Raw genomic sequence first — 16,655 nt, forward strand, 5'->3', positions numbered from 1 at the left:
TATGTCAGGGGGTGTAAAAATGTTCGGTTTCTCATCTGAAAAATCCAAAAAGACTACGGCAAAACCACTTTGTTCTATTCCAGAATTTATACATACCATGAAAGAATCTAGCGATTTTGTATCTTATAACGTACTTGAAGATGAAACGTTATGCTTGTTTTATTATAAATCTGTCGTGGAAGCACTTATTATTAAACAGTTTATTTTAACTCCTATGAAAAAGGAATCAGAACATATTCAAAATATCTCTGACCTATGTAATATTGTCTCCATTGAAGATATTATTACCTCTCCCTCTATTGATGATATTCGTGAGAAATTATTAGGTGGATATATTTTAGTACGCTTAAAAAGCAATTCGAATCCCGATCAATATGCTTTAATTCGTGCCGAAAGTACTGTTTTAGGAACACGATTATATAACGATACAGAAAATGAGTATAGCGTAATTGGACCTAAAATCGGTTTCGTTGAAAACCTTGATACAAATATACACTTATTGCGCCGAAATATTGTAACGGAGCAACTCATTTTCAAAGAAGTTATCGTTGGATCTATGTCAAAAACGAAAGTAGCAGTTGCTTATATTGAAGGGGTTACAAATGAACAATTTATCAACACTGCAATACAACGACTAGAAGACATTGACTTTGATGTTCCCTTTGATTCGACTATGATTGAGCAATTTATTAGTGATAATAGCAATTCACCATTCCCTGTTCTATTACCTACAGAACGATTAGATCGAGCAGTATTTGCATTAATTAACGGGGAAGTTTTAATTTTAACAGATGGCTCTCCATATGCTTTATTAGGACCGACAACGTTACTAGATTTTTTCATTTCACCAGAAGATTATTATTTACCGTGGATGATTGGATCGTTCTTTCGCGTTATCCGTTTTTTCGGAGCTATATTTTCTCTTTTTTCCTCCGCTATTTATACAGCGGCTTTAACATATCATTATCAAATGATTCCTGCTGATTTACTAGGACCTATTATTTTCTCGAGAGCGAACGTACCTTTCCCGCCTATTCTAGAAGCACTCTTTCTAGAGATTACAATCGAATTGCTTCGTGAAGCGGGAGCACGTTTACCGACGAAAGTCGGACAAACAATTGGTATTGTTGGCGGGATTGTAATTGGGCAAGCATCTGTTGAAGCCGCTTTAACGAGTACAATTTTATTAATTGCAGTTGCTTTATCCGCTCTTGCATCTTTCACAACGCCGACTGTAAAAATGTCTTCTACTATTCGGTTGTTACGATTCCCGCTTATTCTTTTAGCTGGTGCATTTGGTGGATTAGGTCTTATTGTCGGGTTTGTGTTTATTTTAGCTCATTTAATTAAATTAAAATCACTTGGATCACCTTATTTATTACCTTTATATCCATTTCGTGGTTTAGGTACAGCGGAAGGTTTTTTCCGTTTACCGTTTAGCCAAACTGCACAAAGGCCTTCTTTCCTTAGACCAAAATCTAAATGGCGCTATAATCCGAACAAAGCGAAGCAAAAACGTGATGGTGATAATGAATGAAAAAACTCTTATTGTTCCTTATTATACCCCTTTTTGTTCTACAAACTGGCTGTACACAAACGTATATAGTGGATACACAGCGTATTATTCATATTGCTGGATTTGACATCACAAAAAACAAAAGATTCCAAGGAACGATCTTATTTCCAGAGTATACACATGGTGTAAAATCGAAACCAGAAACTCAATCAACATCTGCCCGCTCACTTGAAACAATCGCTTCACGATTAAATGCAAAATCCCCCCACAATGTAGTTGTAGGTCAAATGCGTGTCGTTCTATTTGGAAAAGATCTAGGAGAACAAGGAATGGGGGAAATTATTACTAACTTACAACGTGACCCAAATATCGGGCGTGATGTACAACTAGCAATTGTAGATGGCTCGGCTGAAGAGCTTTTAAATTATGTAAAAAAAAATGGTTCGTTATACATTGCTGATTTACTTGAACAAAATATACGAAACGAGAACATTCCACAAACCACATTAAACATTTTTTTATATAATTACTACTCTTCTGTATGTGATGCGTATGTTCCTTATATTAAAATGGACGATAATCATTCCGTGGCTGTCAAAGGACTTGCTTTTTTAAAAGGTGATAAAGTCGTTATGTATACAGATAAAAGACATTCTGTTTTAGCAAAATTACTTATTAACCCTACGAAAAATGGACGTTACGAAGCAGCGATAAAGAAGAACAAACATAAAGGTATGGTTGTCATACAAAACTTAGCTGGGGAAAGCAAGTATGATATTGATCAAACTGGTGACATACCAAAAGTAAAAATCCATTTAAAACTAAATGGACTAATTAAAAACTCCCCTAATTGGATTGATTTAAGAAAAAAAACAAATATCAATTATATAAAAAAACAAATTGAACGAAACGTTGAACAAGATTGTGAAGAATTAATAAAACAATTTCAACAAAAGAGAATTGATCCTTTAGGAATACGCGATGAAATTAGAAGCCATACGAGAAAATGGAATATAAACCAAATTCGAAATATGTACCCGAATATAGCTGTGGATATAAATTTAGATATTAACATTGTACAATCTGGAATTGGAGAATAGTGAGGTGAAATAAGCAATGCATACAATGAATAAAACAAAGACTGTCTCTCCATATTTTGCATTTGTTTTGTTACATTCTCTTCAAATTGGAATAGGAATTCTAGGATATCAACGGGTAATTTTAAAAAATGCTGGTTATGACGCTTGGATATCTCTAATCATAGCAGGTATTGCAACTCATATTGTACTGTTTTGTATGCTAAAAATGTTAGAAAAAGATGGCGATTTAATTAGCATTCATACAACGAGCTTTGGAAAATGGATCGGTTCTATATTTTCTGTAATTTTTACTCTTTATTGCTTATTATTTTGCCTTACTGTTCTTCGTACATATATAGAAGTAATACAAGTTTGGATTTTCCCTACCATTAAGTTATGGAAACTAACCCTTATGTTTTTATTAGTGACTTACTATATTATAAAGGGAGGATTTCGCTCTGTGACGGGAATATGTTTTTGGGGAGTCGTTCTTCCTATTTTCGTTGTATTCTTTTTAATTTATCCAATGAAATATGCACATTTCCGCAATATTTTACCTATTTTTACACATTCACCTTTTGACATGCTTATATCTGCAAAACACTCTGCGTTAGAGTTTCTTGGTTTTGAGACAATCTTAATCTTCTATCCATTTATTGAAAAAGGAAAATCCTTAAAAAGATGGGCTCATGCAGGTATTGCTTTTAGTACCTTAATTTATGTAGTTTTAGCCATCGTATCTTTTATGTATTATAGCGAGGGCCAATTAAATCACACGATTTGGCCTACTTTAACAATGTTAAAAATCATTAAAGTCCCTTTCATTCAACGCTTTGAATATATTATTATTTTCGTTTGGTTTTTAATTATTTTGCCAAACCTTTGTTTAACCATTTGGTCATCATGTCAAACGATGAAGCGTTCATTCCATATTCCCTTTACATTCACATTACCATTTTTTATTTTCATGGTCTTTACAGCTTCCTTATTTTTCACAAATCGTGAAAGTATCAACACATTAAATACGGTGCTATCTCAAGCTGGTTTATATATTGTATACGCTTATATCCCAATTTTATTTCTATTCCATTCAGTACGATGGCGTTTCAAAAATCCGTCGAAAAAATCTTCAACCGATACACCATAATCTCTGATACAATTTGAGTAATACATTTGTAAAGGGGACAAGCGTATGAAGAAATATGTATTTTCTTTACTTGCAGTACTAAGTTTAATTCTTGCTGGTTGCGGAGCTACTAGTACAAATGAAAAGAAATCATCTGAATCAAAAGAAGAGCATGACCACGCATCGCATACTCAGCAAGCTGACATTCAAGAAAAAACAAAAGGGGTCGACACACTTCCTACCTTCCTAGACAAGCTTGATCCACAAATGAAAGATATCTACACTGTCGCTGGGCAAAATGCAGAGCTATTAGATTGGATTCCATGTTACTGTGGTTGCGGTGAGAGTGTGGGACATAAAAATAATAAAAACTGCTTTATTCGTGAAATGAAAAAGAATGGTGAAGTTGTTTGGGACTCCCATGCAACGACTTGCGTCAATTGCTTAGAAATCGCGGTTGAATCTGCTTCCATGAAACAAAAAGGAAAATCAACGCTCGAAATTCGTAACTATATCGACAATAAATATAAAGAGGGCTACGGCAAGCCAACACCTACGCCAATGCCAAAAGCTTAAAAACGGGGATATTCCTCGTTTTTTCTTTTCATTCGCTTTTTTTCTTAACAAATTCTTTCAAGTGTATTTCTCCTTGCTTGTCACACACTATATATAACTCCTCAGTAAGGAGGGTACACAGTGCAAACATATAACGACTATGACAAAGCTCTCTATTACACGTATAGCTGTAATTGGGATAAATTACTCGTTCTTATGGTTCAAACGAACGATCAACTATTTTCTAAGCGTATTGAACATTTTTTACACGCTTATCAATACAGTAAAGAAATGCCAGAAGTTGATAAACAATTGCAGCTCCTATTTCAATATATTGACCATGCATCCCAAAAGTCACATATAGAAGAAGTAGAGCAAATTCAAATGTAAAATATAGCGCTATTCTCTTTATGAGAATAGCGCTTTTTTAAAATGTTTATATCAATAAAAGTTTCCCCTTATAAAACTTTTATTGATAAACATATTTTTTCTTTCTTTTCTGTGCTACTTCATACTATAATTTAGTATGTAACTATTATAAGAGAGGTATAAAATATGGGACGAGAAAAAAAGCAAGAATATGCTTTACTTACCGCATGGGGAGCTTCTTTTATCGCTACACTAGGAAGTCTGTATTTTTCCGAAATCATGAAATTTGAGCCTTGTGTACTTTGTTGGTATCAACGTATTTTTATGTATCCATTCGTTTTATGGCTTGGTATCGCTGTAGCAAAGAAAGATTATCGCATCGCAAGTTATTCTTTACCAATTGCAAGTATCGGTGCTTGTATTTCTTTATATCACTATGCAATTCAAAAAGTCCCAGCATTTTCAGCTGCTGGAGCAGCTTGCGGCCGTGTACCTTGCACCGGAGAATTCATAAACTGGTTTGGTTTTATTACAATCCCGTTTTTAGCACTTATCGGCTTTATTACAATCGCTGTATGTAGTTTTATTGTAATAAAAAACAAATAAGGAGATGAAACAATGAAAAAAATGCTTATATTTGGTGGTATTATTATCGCCTTATTTGCAGCAATTTTCGCTGTCACACAAATGGAAGAAAAAAATGCTACTAGTCAAAAAATTGATAATGCTACTGATAGTAAAACAAATGGTCCTGACTACTATACAAACAAAATCTCTCTTTCAGATCTTCAAAAGAATTTAAAAGAGAAAAAAGAAGAAACAGTATACTTTTATCAAACATCTTGTGTTCACTGTCAAAAGCTATCTCCTGTCGTAGTACCAATGGCTAAAGACTTGAACGTTGATATGAAAGTTATGGATATTGAAAAAATAGATGCTCCTTGGGATGAATATAACATTAAAGGAACTCCGACAATTATTCATTTCAAAGATGGCAAAGAAGTAAGCCGTATTAGTGGGGAACAACCGAAAGACAAATTAAAAGAATGGCTTGAGCAAACAAAAAAATAATGCGAAAAGGAAACTCCTTCTACACATGAAATGGGCGTAAAATCCCAAACTAATGTATAAGGAGGGGGTTTTATGCCAGAAGTGAAATGTTCTGTTTCCAATTGCTCATTTTGGGGACAAGGTAACTTTTGTCAAGCAAGTGCAATCGTTGTTCAACCAGATGCACAAGAGGCCGGTTCGAATGCAAATGATTCGTATACAGGTGCGGTTTTAACAAACGAGACGCTAGAAAGTTCTGTAGCAACGAGTGTAGAAACTTGTTGTCATACATTTAAGCCTAAATATTAAACATAAAAAGCATACGATTACTCGTATGCTTTTTTTACATTCCTCTCCAAAAATCATGCATGATAAAAAAGTACAAAATAACGAGAACAACTGTCCCACATAAGGTAATGCGCCGATATATACTCTTCTCTCCTTCTCTCGCTTTCACAAATGCCCAAATAAATCCGAAAAATAATATTAAATCAAAATATGGAACATAAAAAGAAAAGACGAGAAACGCATACAAATACACGATGAATAAACAGGTCGTTACTAAGAAAACTTTAAAAGCAAATTCACTTTTCATAATGTAACCGCCCCCTATCTGTACTGTATTATATTCAGCAAAATACAATAGTTGCAGTTAAACTCGAAGTAGAAATAAGCTACCGTCTGTAATACGGTAGCCATTATGGAACATTATATTTCCGTTTATATATATTACTTAAAGTCGAGGCAGGAATTTGCTCATAACGAATTTTTTCTCCTGTTTCATCCACAATATACAAATTGTTTCCTATATAATATATTCCATCTTTTCGTTTTGAGTACACTGCATATCTTTCGTTCGGCAATACCGTTTTCACTTTCGTTAACTGCCCATTTGGTTCTTGCCAATATATATCAGCACGGTCTACTAACGTAAGCATGCCAATTTGCTCTTCTTCTATTTTACGACCATTCCAGCTCACAACGCGGTAACCAAGCTTATTCGCTTCATATTCAGGGCTCGTATGAAAACGAGAAATGATTACTTTCGTCTGTAATTGCACCCGATCATATAACCATTGTATATCCCGGTCATGCATGCGAATACAGCCATTCGACTCTCGGCTTCCAATCGTCCATTCCCGATTTGTTCCATGAATCGCATACTCCTTTTTATCCAAACCTAACCAACGCGTACCGAGAGGATTATTCGGTGCACCACCAGCTATTTTTTTTCGATGGTATTCTTTATTTTTAAATTTAGTTATAATACAAAAATTACCTTCAGGCGTAGGTGTACGATCTCTTCCAGTTGTTACGGGGAATGTTTTTGTATAATTTCCATTTTCAAAAAAAGACAACTGGTTTGTCGTAAGATTCACTAATATTAAATGATCTGTATCAGCAAAAGCACTAACCGGTAGGATGAAAAATAATAGTATGACGAAATATAATTTTTTCATCTATATCCCTCCCCTAGCGCTCAATATAATTAGTGGAATTAACTTTACTTTGCTCTTATCAATGAAAACTATCCATTTACAATAACGCCTCCATTTACATGCATCATTTGTCCGGTAACATAGGATGAATCATCAGACGCTAAGTATACATATGCTGGCGCTAGTTCATATGGTTGACCAGGTCTTTGCATCGGAACATTGCTTCCAAACTGAGAGACTTTCTTCTCATCAAAACTCGATGGGATAAGTGGTGTCCAAATTGGTCCCGGCGCAACACCATTTACACGAATCCCTCTTTGCACTAACGATTGAGAAAGCGATCTTGTAAAAGCTACGATTGCTCCTTTCGTTGCGGAATAATCAATTAAAGTTTCATTTCCTTCATACGCAACGATAGACGCCGTATTTATAATGACATCCCCTTGCTTTAAATGAGAAAGTGCTGCTTTCGTAACGTGAAAATAAGAAAAAATATTAATACGAAAAGTCTTTTCTAGCTGTTCTGCTGTAATATACTCTAGCCCTTGCTGCGGATATTGCTGCGCGACATTATTTACTAAAACATTCAAACTACCTAGCTGCCGAACGGTCTCTTCTACAATATCTTTACAATGCTGTTCATTACTTAAATCACCCGGCAACAATACACATTTCCCCCCCTCTTTCTCAACATATTGTTTCGTCTCAGTTGCATCTTCCTCCTCATCTAAATACGCAATCGCAATATTTGCTCCCTCTTTCGCAAAAGCGATGGAAACAGCGCGTCCAATCCCACTATCTCCTCCTGTAATTAATATATTTTTTCCTTTTAACTTTTCGCTTCCTTTATAATTTGGGTCTTCGAACTGTGGTAGAGGATTCATTAACGATTCAATACCAGGTTGTTTATTTTGATGTTGCGCTGGCATTGTTACAAAGTTTTTTTGCTGTGGCATATCTTCTTTCAACTCCTTTTCCTTATAATATGCGCACAATAAAAACTGAAATTCACACATCGTTTTACGATTAATATTCGAATTTAAGACACAAAATATGAATTGTTGTAAACTTTTTATGCAAAACTATTGCAAAATAGTTAAAAAACGAATATTATATATAACTGTTGTGAAAATTATTCGTAAACAGAAAGGATGTTTATATGTTTAACCTTTCAAAACATAAAACTTCTATTAAAACTGAAATTATGGCAGGTATTATTACCTTCTTAACAATGGCATATATCATTGTCGTAAACCCTGTCATCCTTGGGGATGCAGGTGTTCCATTTGAACAAGCATTTACAGCAACAATTATCGCTGCTGTTGTCGGAACATTATTTATGGCAATCTTTACAAACTTACCAATCGCAATCGCACCAGGTATGGGATTAAATGCTTACTTCTCTTACTCTGTTGTAAAAGCTCATGAAGGCATGACTTTCGCAATTGCATTCTCTGCTGTATTCGTAGCAGGTATGATTTTAATTTTGTTATCATTCACATCTTTCCGTACAAAATTAATGGAAGCAATTCCTGAAAACTTAAAACATGCAATTACTGCTGGTATCGGTCTTTTCATCGCCTTTATCGGTTTACGTTTAACAGGTATCGTTACAAAAAATGAAGCAAACTTAGTTGGACTTGGTGATCTTCACTCTGCTCCAGTACTACTAGCATTAGCTGGACTTGGAATTACAATTGTCCTTATGTCTTTAAATGTAAATGGTGCACTATTTATCGGCATGCTATTAACTGGTATTATCGCTTACTTCACAGGACAATTATCGTTCTCAAACGGCGTTACATCAATGCCTGGATTACCAGAAGGAATCATCGTTTCCAATCCAATTACTGCTGTATCTGATGTAATTAACTACGGATTGTACGGCGTTGTATTTTCATTCTTCCTTGTTACATTATTTGATACAACAGGTACATTACTTGGAGTTGCTCAACAAGGTGGATTTATGAAAGATGGAAAGCTTCCAAAAGCTGGACGAGCTCTTCTATCTGACTCATTCTCAGCAACAATCGGTTCTATGTTCGGAACAACACCATCAACAGCGTACATTGAATCATCTGCTGGTGTTGCAGCTGGTGGTCGTACTGGTTTAACAACTGTTACAGTAGCTGTTCTATTTGCACTAGCAGCATTCTTCGGACCATTAGTAAGTGCTGTTTCTGGCGTATCAGCTATTACTGCACCATCATTAATTATCGTTGGTAGTCTTATGATGGGATCAGTTCGCCACATCGATTGGGACACATTTGATGAAGCATTCCCAGCATTCTTAGTAATATTAAGCATGCCACTTACATCAAGTATTGCAACAGGTATCGCACTTGGATTTATTTCATACCCACTTATGAAAGTGGCAAAAGGTAAATTCCGTTCTGTTCACCCACTTGTGTATGTATTCGGAATCTTGTTCGCTTATCAATTGATTTTCTTACCACATTAAAATTCCTCATAAAGAGGGATTTTTTTTTATGTATAAAAAAATAGAGCATCGAATTTCGATGCTCTATTTTCCTTTTGCAACAATCACACGAACTACTTTCAATACAAGAAGTAAAAGACCGTTCACTATCGCTGCAATCCCTAAAAATACCGCTATTATCAGCTCTCCCATTCCGTTATTCAATACAAACATAACAGAAGAAATGAAAGCTAAAATAAACAATATTAACGTTGGTATATATTTAATAATAGGCTTCTTATATGATTTTTTTGAAAGAAGAAACGTAATTACTAATGTCATAATGATCACAAAATATACTACAAATAAGAAAATCATACGAAAGCCTCCACTATTCCTAAACTATGAACAATATAAAAGAAGTTAAAACTTATTAATATTTTTCATTCATCTGTACTTCTTTACTATACTTTTGAATGAAAACGGATGAAATAACCATTACCATCCCTACACTAAATCCAATAAGCTGATCCAGTAGCATTTCATCATGAATGAACCAGCGCAGTAAAAATACACCACCAAAAATAAACATCATAGTAAATCCAGTATGCCTAAGACCTTTATATACATTTTCCATATGTATCACCTCTTCACATACTTTTATCCATATTATACCATACATCCATCGAGCAAACGTATTGTCCTCTGGCAGTATGCAGCTACCTTTTGATCATGTGTAACAACTAGCACCGTTTTTCCTTGTTTATGAACCTCTTTTAAAATGCTCATAATTTTTTCTCCGTTTTCTTGATCGAGAGCACCAGTCGGTTCATCAGCAAGTATAATTTTTGTATCTTGTGCTAATGCCCTCGCTATCGCTGTCCTTTGCTGCTCTCCTCCAGATAATTCGTGAGGATACTTGTTAATATGTCTCTCCAGCCCTACCATTTCCAGCATTTCTTTTGATATTTGTATACGTTTCGTATGAGAGATTTTTCTATATATAAGCGGGAGCATTACATTTTCAATAACTGTATAATCATCTAGTAGTGAAAAGTTCTGAAACACAAATCCAACTTCCTTATTTCTATACTTATGATAGTTGGCCTTTAATGTACTCGTATCCATTCCATCTAAAAAATACTTTCCAGCAGAGGGGCTATCGATTAAGCCAATAATGTTAAGGAGAGTAGATTTCCCCGAACCAGAGGGTCCCATAATAGCTATCATTTCGCCTTTTTCTATTGTAAGATTAATATCTTTTAAAGCACTAAAATTACTCTTTCCGTATCCCTTAGCCACATTTGCGAGCTGAATCATCTATAACACCTCTTTCATATATGTATTTTTTATTTTTAGTACATTGAAATAAATGATTGTATATATAACGAGGATCATTGCAATTGATAGAGCACCTATAACAACCAATGATTCTATAGAGACTTGTAACGTTCCAAAAAAAGATATGGTACTATTTTCTAGCTCTTTTTGAATTTCAATTACTCCGCTATTCTCCCATTGAAAATGCATAATTCCTATACATATCGATAAAATGAATAACAACATATACTCAATAATAAATGGAAGACATATTTGAAAAGTACTTGCACCTAACGCTGATTTAATAGAAATATTTTTACGCTCCATATAAAGTGCGGCCATTGATGTTAATACGATAGATAGAAATGAAAAAAATAAGACTGTACCGCTTAATAATAAGGGGTATGACATATTATCAATACCTTGCTTTTCGTTTTCTAACAATTTATTCGGATTTGTAACATAATACGAATATCCCTTACCTTCCGTTACCTTTAATACTTTCTTTTGAAATTCATTTATATTTATATTCTCATTTATTTCTATAATTAACCCATTGTATAACAGGTCTACACTATAGAACTCTATTTCTTCCGTTCCAATTGGTAAAATTGCCATGTCATCTAATAATGTAATACGATTATCCGATATTTCACCGCTCCGAGGATATGTAAATGGTGAATTTTTTTCTAAAAAGCCAATTACTTTTAGCTTCATTTTTCCAGATGGTATAACCTCACCAATAGATACCTTCTCTTTATAATTAGCCCCTAATATAACAGGTCTAATATCAAATACTGATTTATGAAATTCCGATTCCTCAAAATACCTTCCTTGTGAAAGTCGGATATGAAAGTACTTATTAATATCTTTATCAATAATAAGAGTCTTTATCGTTCCATTTTCTTTTTTTAAGCTAAGTGAATAGTTACGGAGCAAATAATTTGTTGTATTTGTTATTGGTATCGTATTAGATAACCCTTGAATGAATTGTTGATAATCATTTCTCGCTTTTTCTTCGCTAAACAATGTTATATCTTGCGTCGCATAAAGTTCATAGAAATTTTTATGAGTCGATAAATGATTTGCTACCGTCATCATTTTTCGATATCCCGACAGATTACTAATAAATTCTATAGATGAAGAAAATGCAATAATTAAAGAAATTACTATAATTAAACTTGGTAACAACCGTTTTTTCATAGATCGTATAGAATCAAATATAAAAAACATGACGACCACCTACGTTCTTAAATGTTTTGAAGGATATATATTTATGATGTGCTTGATTGGAATTACAGTAACAAATATTGTAAGAAAAATTATAAAAACAACATTATATATCAATACATATAGTGTTAACGGTTTTAATAAGTATGTCTGAAAATACGTATGAATTGTTCCCGAAAATATTTCTAGCGTAAAAAAAACTGAGAACATCGCTACTAGAGAAATAAACAAAATTTGAATATATAGTTCGTAGTAAATAGATATATTAGAAGCGCCTACTGCTTTTTTTAATGAAATCTCTCTTTCTTTTTTATAAATCCAAAATAAAACCGCAGAAATGCCAGAAACAATTGCAACAAGAATAAATTTATAATAATACTTATTTGCTGGATCTATATGTGTCACATGTAGTTCCTGAAGATCTCGTTCATTCAGTATTTGAACATCTCCCGAAAGCACTTCTTTACTCCTACCCATAAATTTTTTTATTTCGTTATGAATAGATGATGTAGGATTAACAACTGTTAATTGTAATTGTTTACTCGCGATAATACCTTTTTTAGATATAGTAGGTAAATTTTGAAGTGGGATGTATATGTCTGATACACCGACGTCACTGTCTTTTCTCGATATAGTTCCTATTTTTTTATATGTATCATCAAATTCATATAAGTCCTCTACATTCGTTTGATCGCCAACAACCATATCGTTTACATTTTCACGATAAAAATATTGTCCTTCAGAAATATATGGCTTCCAATAATAATCATCTTTTAAATTCACAGCTACGATTTTTATTGCACCTGAACTATTTAATGCTTTTAAATGCTCTACGTAAATATCACTTTTTACAAAAATATCTTGTATGACAGGAATTATCGCTTCCAATTCAGTTGTATTCGCTATCGGAACAGTTAACGTTTGATTCTTTTCTGGAAAGCCGATTTGAAAAGCAGATATGAAATTTCGTTTAGATTCTGTTAAAAGCGCAGCTACTGATATAGAAAGAAACGAAATAAAAAATGATATAAGAAGAATGACTGAAAACAGTTTGTTATTTTTTATATTTTTAAAAGCTAAATACATGTCTCTGCTCCTTTTAGATAAGAAGGAGATGATGCACATCCCCTTCTCCTTATCCAAATATTTATAAAGACAACTATTTAATATTTTTTACCACTGTAATCGTAAGTTACCGTTACTATCAAAAGTACCTTTGTGTGTATCTTCTTGATAGTCATTATTCTCATTAGCATAATGCTCAGAATATAGCCCCTTTGCACCAAAGGCGTTATATGCGCCATTACTAACAGTGGCATTTAATGCTCTTCCCGATTCATGTGATCCTAATTTATCCGAAGCACTTTCAATATATGAATAACTTCCTTTTGAATTAATAAAAGAAATCGCTACTGAACAGCGAGATGCGTTTTGATTCGTAGTCGTTTGAGCTCTGTAAGATAGTAAGTTACCGCTTTTGTGGCCACTTAAAGTTGGATAAAATGCACTTGTTGAGATTGATGTTGCTAATAATACTAAAGTCGTAATCGAAAAAAACTTTCCCTTCATTAACAATCACCTCGTAAATTAAATAGTTTTTTTGTAGCGCTACATCGTCATAATACCTCTCAAGTAAATTCTTCTCAATAAGACACCCATATGTTTTACAAACTCTTTAAACACTTAAACATTCATACATTTTTAAAAAGTAACGGATAAGCAAGCAATACAAAAAAGACTGCGGAGAAACTCTTCCCCGCAGTCTAATACTTATTTTTGTAAAAACGACTGTAAATCTGCAAACTGTCTCTTTGCATCTTCATAGCCTTGCTCATATAGATTTTGTAGTTTTGCTGTATCTTTTTCCATACGATCTACTTGAAGCGGCACTTCTGGGCGAATAACAAATAAATTCCCGGCTTGCTCTTCTTTTTCAATGTAGTGAAGTGTTTCATTATATACTTCATAACGATTCAACATCGTGTTCACAAGGTTCGGATATTTTTTATATGCTTTCGCTGCCACCCATCCAAACTTTGACTTTTTCTTCGCGTAACCATGATTTCTCGTTAAAATAACGACTGATTTTTTAAACCCATCTTCCTGTGCTTTACGAACTGGAATTGGATCAGAAATCCCACCATCTAATAACTGCTTACCACGGTAATTTACTACAGGTGCAATGAAAGGTAATGAACTAGATGCTTGTAATAAATTTAGTGCATCATCATTCGTTCCTTCTTTTTCAAAATAAACAGACTGTCCTGTTTCACAATCTGTTGTTCCTACAAGGAAACGCTCTGGGCTATTAAAATATGTTTCAAAATCAAACGGGACATGTTTTTCTGGAATTTCATGAAAAATGAACTCCATATCAAACAATTGGCGTTTTCTCCATAAATTTTTATACGATAAATATTGTGGGTGTGATGCATAATCAATATTGACCGTTTTATTTCTATTTCTTTGTCTGGAAAGATACGACGCTGCATGACAAGCACCAGCTGATACACCAATTACATATGGAAAATATAAATCTTGTTCCATAAAGTATTCTAATATCCCGCCCGTATATACACCACGCATACCGCCGCCTTCTAATACTAACCCCGTATTTTCAAGCATGTTATTCTCTCCTCTTTATATATTGACTCTTTAATTATTCACCATGTTAAGTATCTTTTTCTATTATATATGAGTTCTTTTAGAAATTATATTCAAAAGTCTTGAAATAAAGGAGTTTTTTCTTCCAATTATATTTCCAAATGACCGGAGACATCCTTTATAAACCTTTGAATAAAATCTTGCTCTTCTTCCGTATATCCATCTAACAATAGCAGCCACTTTTCTTCAGCTTGTTTATGCAATTTATCATGAGCTTTATATATTTCATTTCCGCTTTCCGTTAAGCGAAAGAAAATTTCTTTTTGATTATCTAACATTTGCATCTTCTCAACGAATTGCTTTTGAAACAACTTTGTACAAATTTTAGAGATTGCACCCTTCGTCATTCCCATTTCTGTCGTAATAGCAGTTACATTCATCAGAGCATTTTTTCCGATACACTCGATCACATGTAGTTCAGATAAAGACATACCACTTATACCTGTCTCACGAAGAAACTTCTCATTTTGCCCTTTCAAATGTTCTTCTTTTTTATGCAAAAGTGTACGAATGTCCGAAAGTATTTCCATTTGTTTCGTTGCATGATCCAATCCGTTCGCCCCCTAAGTTTCCAAAGAAACAATTTAACTATATACCATTTTAAAATCATTTTTTCATATTTACAAGTGAGAAAAACATGTTAAAATAAATTTAGTTTCCTAGGAAACTAAATTATAAGGAGGTTAACATAATGAAAAAATCCAAACTACATTTCATTTTATACGTTGTCTGTATGAGTGCCTTACTCGGTTCCTTCGCTCAAAATATTTACACACCTATCTTGCCTATGATTCAAGCTTCTTTTCACACTTCTCTTTATCTAGTAAATTTAACAGTTTCACTATTCACATTCGTTCTTGCAATTATGCAGCTCATATATGGACCTTTAATTGATACAAAAGGGAGAAAATCTATCCTTATCCCTAGTTTAATCATTAGTACAATTGGTTCAATCGGATGTGCTTTTTCGGCGAACGTTTATTTATTTCTTTTTTTTAGAGCTGTTCAAGCAATAGGAATAGCGGCTATACCTGTAGTTGCAGCAACGATTATCGGTGATTTATTTGAAGGAAAAGAACGCGGAGAGGCGATGAGCCTGTATCAAATGTTACTTGCTCTCGCACCTGCAATTGGCCCTCTTATAGGTGGTTATCTCGGCAGTATAAATGGCCATTTATACGTATTTTTGTTTTTATCTACACTTGGCATTCTCTTATTAATTATAAACATTTCACTACTTCCAGAAACAAAACCCACTGTAATTAAGCAACCGCAAGCAAAAAAGAATTACTGGTTTATCTTAAAAAATAAAACTGGATTTTCTATTACTCTTATTGGCTTTATTCAATTTTGTATTTACTTTTGCTTTCTCATTTTTTTACCGAGCATTTTAACAAATTTATTTCACTTAACTGCAAGTGAAATTGGTCTTATATTTGTACCGATGTCCCTTTCTATTATGTTAGGAAGTTATTGCTACAAGCTTTTGCAAAAACGCCTCACAACAAAGCAAGCTTTATTCATCACTAGTTTCTTCAATATTATATGTGTCACTTTATTCTCTTTCACATATAACATCAATATCTCATTCATCATTATCGTTACATCTTTATACGGTTTTAGTATGGGACTTTCTATGCCAACTCACACTACTTTATTAACAGAAGAATTCGTACAAGAACGCGCAACTGCTATCGGTATGTACAACTTTATTCGCTATCTCGGTATGGGAACAGGACCACTTGTAGGTGGATTTCTTTTATTTAATCAAAATTACTTTTGGATTTTCTTCATAGGTGCAATTATGTTTCTACTCATAATCTTATATGCGATGAAACTGCTACGCTTCCCTGCCACACAAAAAGCAAAATAGAGACCTACAAATGGT

At 33.7% G+C, this 16,655-nt stretch carries 21 protein-coding genes; 10 read left to right on the forward strand and 11 right to left on the reverse strand.

Annotation, left to right across the window (positions count from 1 at the left end; translation table 11 throughout):
- Positions 1 to 19: 19 nt before the first annotated feature.
- The 8 genes from AC1DMU_RS18585 to AC1DMU_RS18620 all read left to right on the forward strand — a co-directional run bounded on the left by AC1DMU_RS18585 (position 20) and on the right by AC1DMU_RS18620 (position 6,004).
- On the forward strand, positions 20 to 1,537 hold the full coding sequence (locus AC1DMU_RS18585; RefSeq protein WP_088062016.1) for a spore germination protein: 1,518 nt from the start codon (positions 20 to 22) through the stop codon (positions 1,535 to 1,537).
- Complete coding sequence (locus AC1DMU_RS18590; protein ID WP_060487580.1) at positions 1,534 to 2,616, forward strand: Ger(x)C family spore germination protein; 1,083 nt, start codon at positions 1,534 to 1,536, stop codon at positions 2,614 to 2,616. Before AC1DMU_RS18585 ends, AC1DMU_RS18590 begins: the two co-directional genes overlap by 4 nt.
- A 16-nt stretch (positions 2,617 to 2,632) precedes the next feature.
- A complete protein-coding gene (locus tag AC1DMU_RS18595) occupies positions 2,633 to 3,742 on the forward strand; it encodes a GerAB/ArcD/ProY family transporter (RefSeq protein ID WP_088062014.1) in 1,110 nt (369 codons plus the stop codon).
- Positions 3,743 to 3,787: 45 nt separating this feature from the next.
- On the forward strand, positions 3,788 to 4,297 hold the full coding sequence (locus tag AC1DMU_RS18600) for a PCYCGC domain-containing protein (RefSeq protein WP_048545771.1): 510 nt from the start codon (positions 3,788 to 3,790) through the stop codon (positions 4,295 to 4,297).
- Between the two features lie 120 nt (positions 4,298 to 4,417).
- Positions 4,418 to 4,666: a YhdB family protein gene (locus AC1DMU_RS18605; RefSeq protein ID WP_001195461.1), complete on the forward strand. Its 249-nt coding sequence runs from the start codon at positions 4,418 to 4,420 to the stop codon at positions 4,664 to 4,666.
- A gap of 165 nt (positions 4,667 to 4,831) precedes the next feature.
- A complete protein-coding gene (locus AC1DMU_RS18610) occupies positions 4,832 to 5,251 on the forward strand; it encodes a disulfide formation protein C (RefSeq protein WP_000532264.1) in 420 nt (139 codons plus the stop codon).
- Between the two features lie 12 nt (positions 5,252 to 5,263).
- Entirely contained in the window at positions 5,264 to 5,716 is a 453-nt protein-coding gene (locus AC1DMU_RS18615) for a thioredoxin family protein (RefSeq protein WP_088062012.1), read from the forward strand.
- A gap of 72 nt (positions 5,717 to 5,788) precedes the next feature.
- Positions 5,789 to 6,004, forward strand: a complete 216-nt coding sequence (locus tag AC1DMU_RS18620) for a DUF1540 domain-containing protein (RefSeq protein ID WP_088062010.1) — start codon at positions 5,789 to 5,791, stop codon at positions 6,002 to 6,004.
- A gap of 34 nt (positions 6,005 to 6,038) precedes the next feature.
- Here the strand turns inward: AC1DMU_RS18620 and AC1DMU_RS18625 are convergent, their stop codons facing one another.
- From AC1DMU_RS18625 to AC1DMU_RS18635, 3 genes are all read right to left on the reverse strand, one after another.
- A complete protein-coding gene (locus tag AC1DMU_RS18625) occupies positions 6,039 to 6,290 on the reverse strand; it encodes a hypothetical protein (protein WP_088062008.1) in 252 nt (83 codons plus the stop codon).
- Between the two features lie 103 nt (positions 6,291 to 6,393).
- Complete coding sequence (locus tag AC1DMU_RS18630) at positions 6,394 to 7,155, reverse strand: L,D-transpeptidase (protein WP_088062006.1); 762 nt, start codon at positions 7,153 to 7,155, stop codon at positions 6,394 to 6,396.
- A 68-nt stretch (positions 7,156 to 7,223) separates the two neighbouring features.
- On the reverse strand, positions 7,224 to 8,090 hold the full coding sequence (locus AC1DMU_RS18635) for an SDR family oxidoreductase (protein ID WP_088062004.1): 867 nt from the start codon (positions 8,088 to 8,090) through the stop codon (positions 7,224 to 7,226).
- Between the two features lie 203 nt (positions 8,091 to 8,293).
- Between AC1DMU_RS18635 and AC1DMU_RS18640 the strand changes: the two genes are divergently transcribed.
- Positions 8,294 to 9,595 carry an NCS2 family permease gene (locus AC1DMU_RS18640; protein WP_088062002.1) on the forward strand — a complete coding sequence of 434 codons (1,302 nt, stop codon included), beginning with the start codon at positions 8,294 to 8,296 and terminating at the stop codon, positions 9,593 to 9,595.
- Positions 9,596 to 9,658: 63 nt separating this feature from the next.
- On the opposite strand, the gene AC1DMU_RS18645 is transcribed toward AC1DMU_RS18640, so the two are convergent.
- The 8 genes from AC1DMU_RS18645 to AC1DMU_RS18680 all read right to left on the reverse strand — a co-directional run bounded on the left by AC1DMU_RS18645 (position 9,659) and on the right by AC1DMU_RS18680 (position 15,318).
- The gene (locus AC1DMU_RS18645; RefSeq protein WP_000576485.1) at positions 9,659 to 9,931 is read right to left on the reverse strand and encodes a hypothetical protein; all 273 of its coding nucleotides are present in this window, start codon (positions 9,929 to 9,931) and stop codon (positions 9,659 to 9,661) included.
- Between the two features lie 55 nt (positions 9,932 to 9,986).
- On the reverse strand, positions 9,987 to 10,235 hold the full coding sequence (locus tag AC1DMU_RS18650) for a hypothetical protein (protein WP_088062000.1): 249 nt from the start codon (positions 10,233 to 10,235) through the stop codon (positions 9,987 to 9,989).
- The gene (locus AC1DMU_RS18655) at positions 10,223 to 10,873 is read right to left on the reverse strand and encodes an ABC transporter ATP-binding protein (RefSeq protein WP_088061998.1); all 651 of its coding nucleotides are present in this window, start codon (positions 10,871 to 10,873) and stop codon (positions 10,223 to 10,225) included. The genes AC1DMU_RS18650 and AC1DMU_RS18655 overlap by 13 nt, the downstream gene beginning before the upstream one ends.
- Positions 10,874 to 12,106, reverse strand: coding sequence for an ABC transporter permease (locus tag AC1DMU_RS18660; protein ID WP_142291675.1), 1,233 nt, complete (start codon positions 12,104 to 12,106; stop codon positions 10,874 to 10,876). It lies immediately after the preceding gene.
- Between the two features lie 9 nt (positions 12,107 to 12,115).
- The gene (locus AC1DMU_RS18665) at positions 12,116 to 13,189 is read right to left on the reverse strand and encodes an ABC transporter permease (RefSeq protein ID WP_088061993.1); all 1,074 of its coding nucleotides are present in this window, start codon (positions 13,187 to 13,189) and stop codon (positions 12,116 to 12,118) included.
- Between the two features lie 87 nt (positions 13,190 to 13,276).
- Positions 13,277 to 13,672: a hypothetical protein gene (locus tag AC1DMU_RS18670; protein WP_137012262.1), complete on the reverse strand. Its 396-nt coding sequence runs from the start codon at positions 13,670 to 13,672 to the stop codon at positions 13,277 to 13,279.
- A 201-nt stretch (positions 13,673 to 13,873) separates the two neighbouring features.
- On the reverse strand, positions 13,874 to 14,728 hold the full coding sequence (locus AC1DMU_RS18675; RefSeq protein ID WP_087985830.1) for a patatin-like phospholipase family protein: 855 nt from the start codon (positions 14,726 to 14,728) through the stop codon (positions 13,874 to 13,876).
- A 128-nt stretch (positions 14,729 to 14,856) separates the two neighbouring features.
- On the reverse strand, positions 14,857 to 15,318 hold the full coding sequence (locus tag AC1DMU_RS18680) for a MarR family transcriptional regulator (protein WP_088061991.1): 462 nt from the start codon (positions 15,316 to 15,318) through the stop codon (positions 14,857 to 14,859).
- Between the two features lie 140 nt (positions 15,319 to 15,458).
- On the opposite strand from AC1DMU_RS18680, the gene AC1DMU_RS18685 reads away from it, so the two are divergent.
- Positions 15,459 to 16,640, forward strand: coding sequence for an MFS transporter (locus AC1DMU_RS18685; RefSeq protein ID WP_088061990.1), 1,182 nt, complete (start codon positions 15,459 to 15,461; stop codon positions 16,638 to 16,640).
- Positions 16,641 to 16,655 lie beyond the last annotated feature (15 nt).

It is taken from the genome of Bacillus sp. 01N45 (assembly GCF_056399205.1).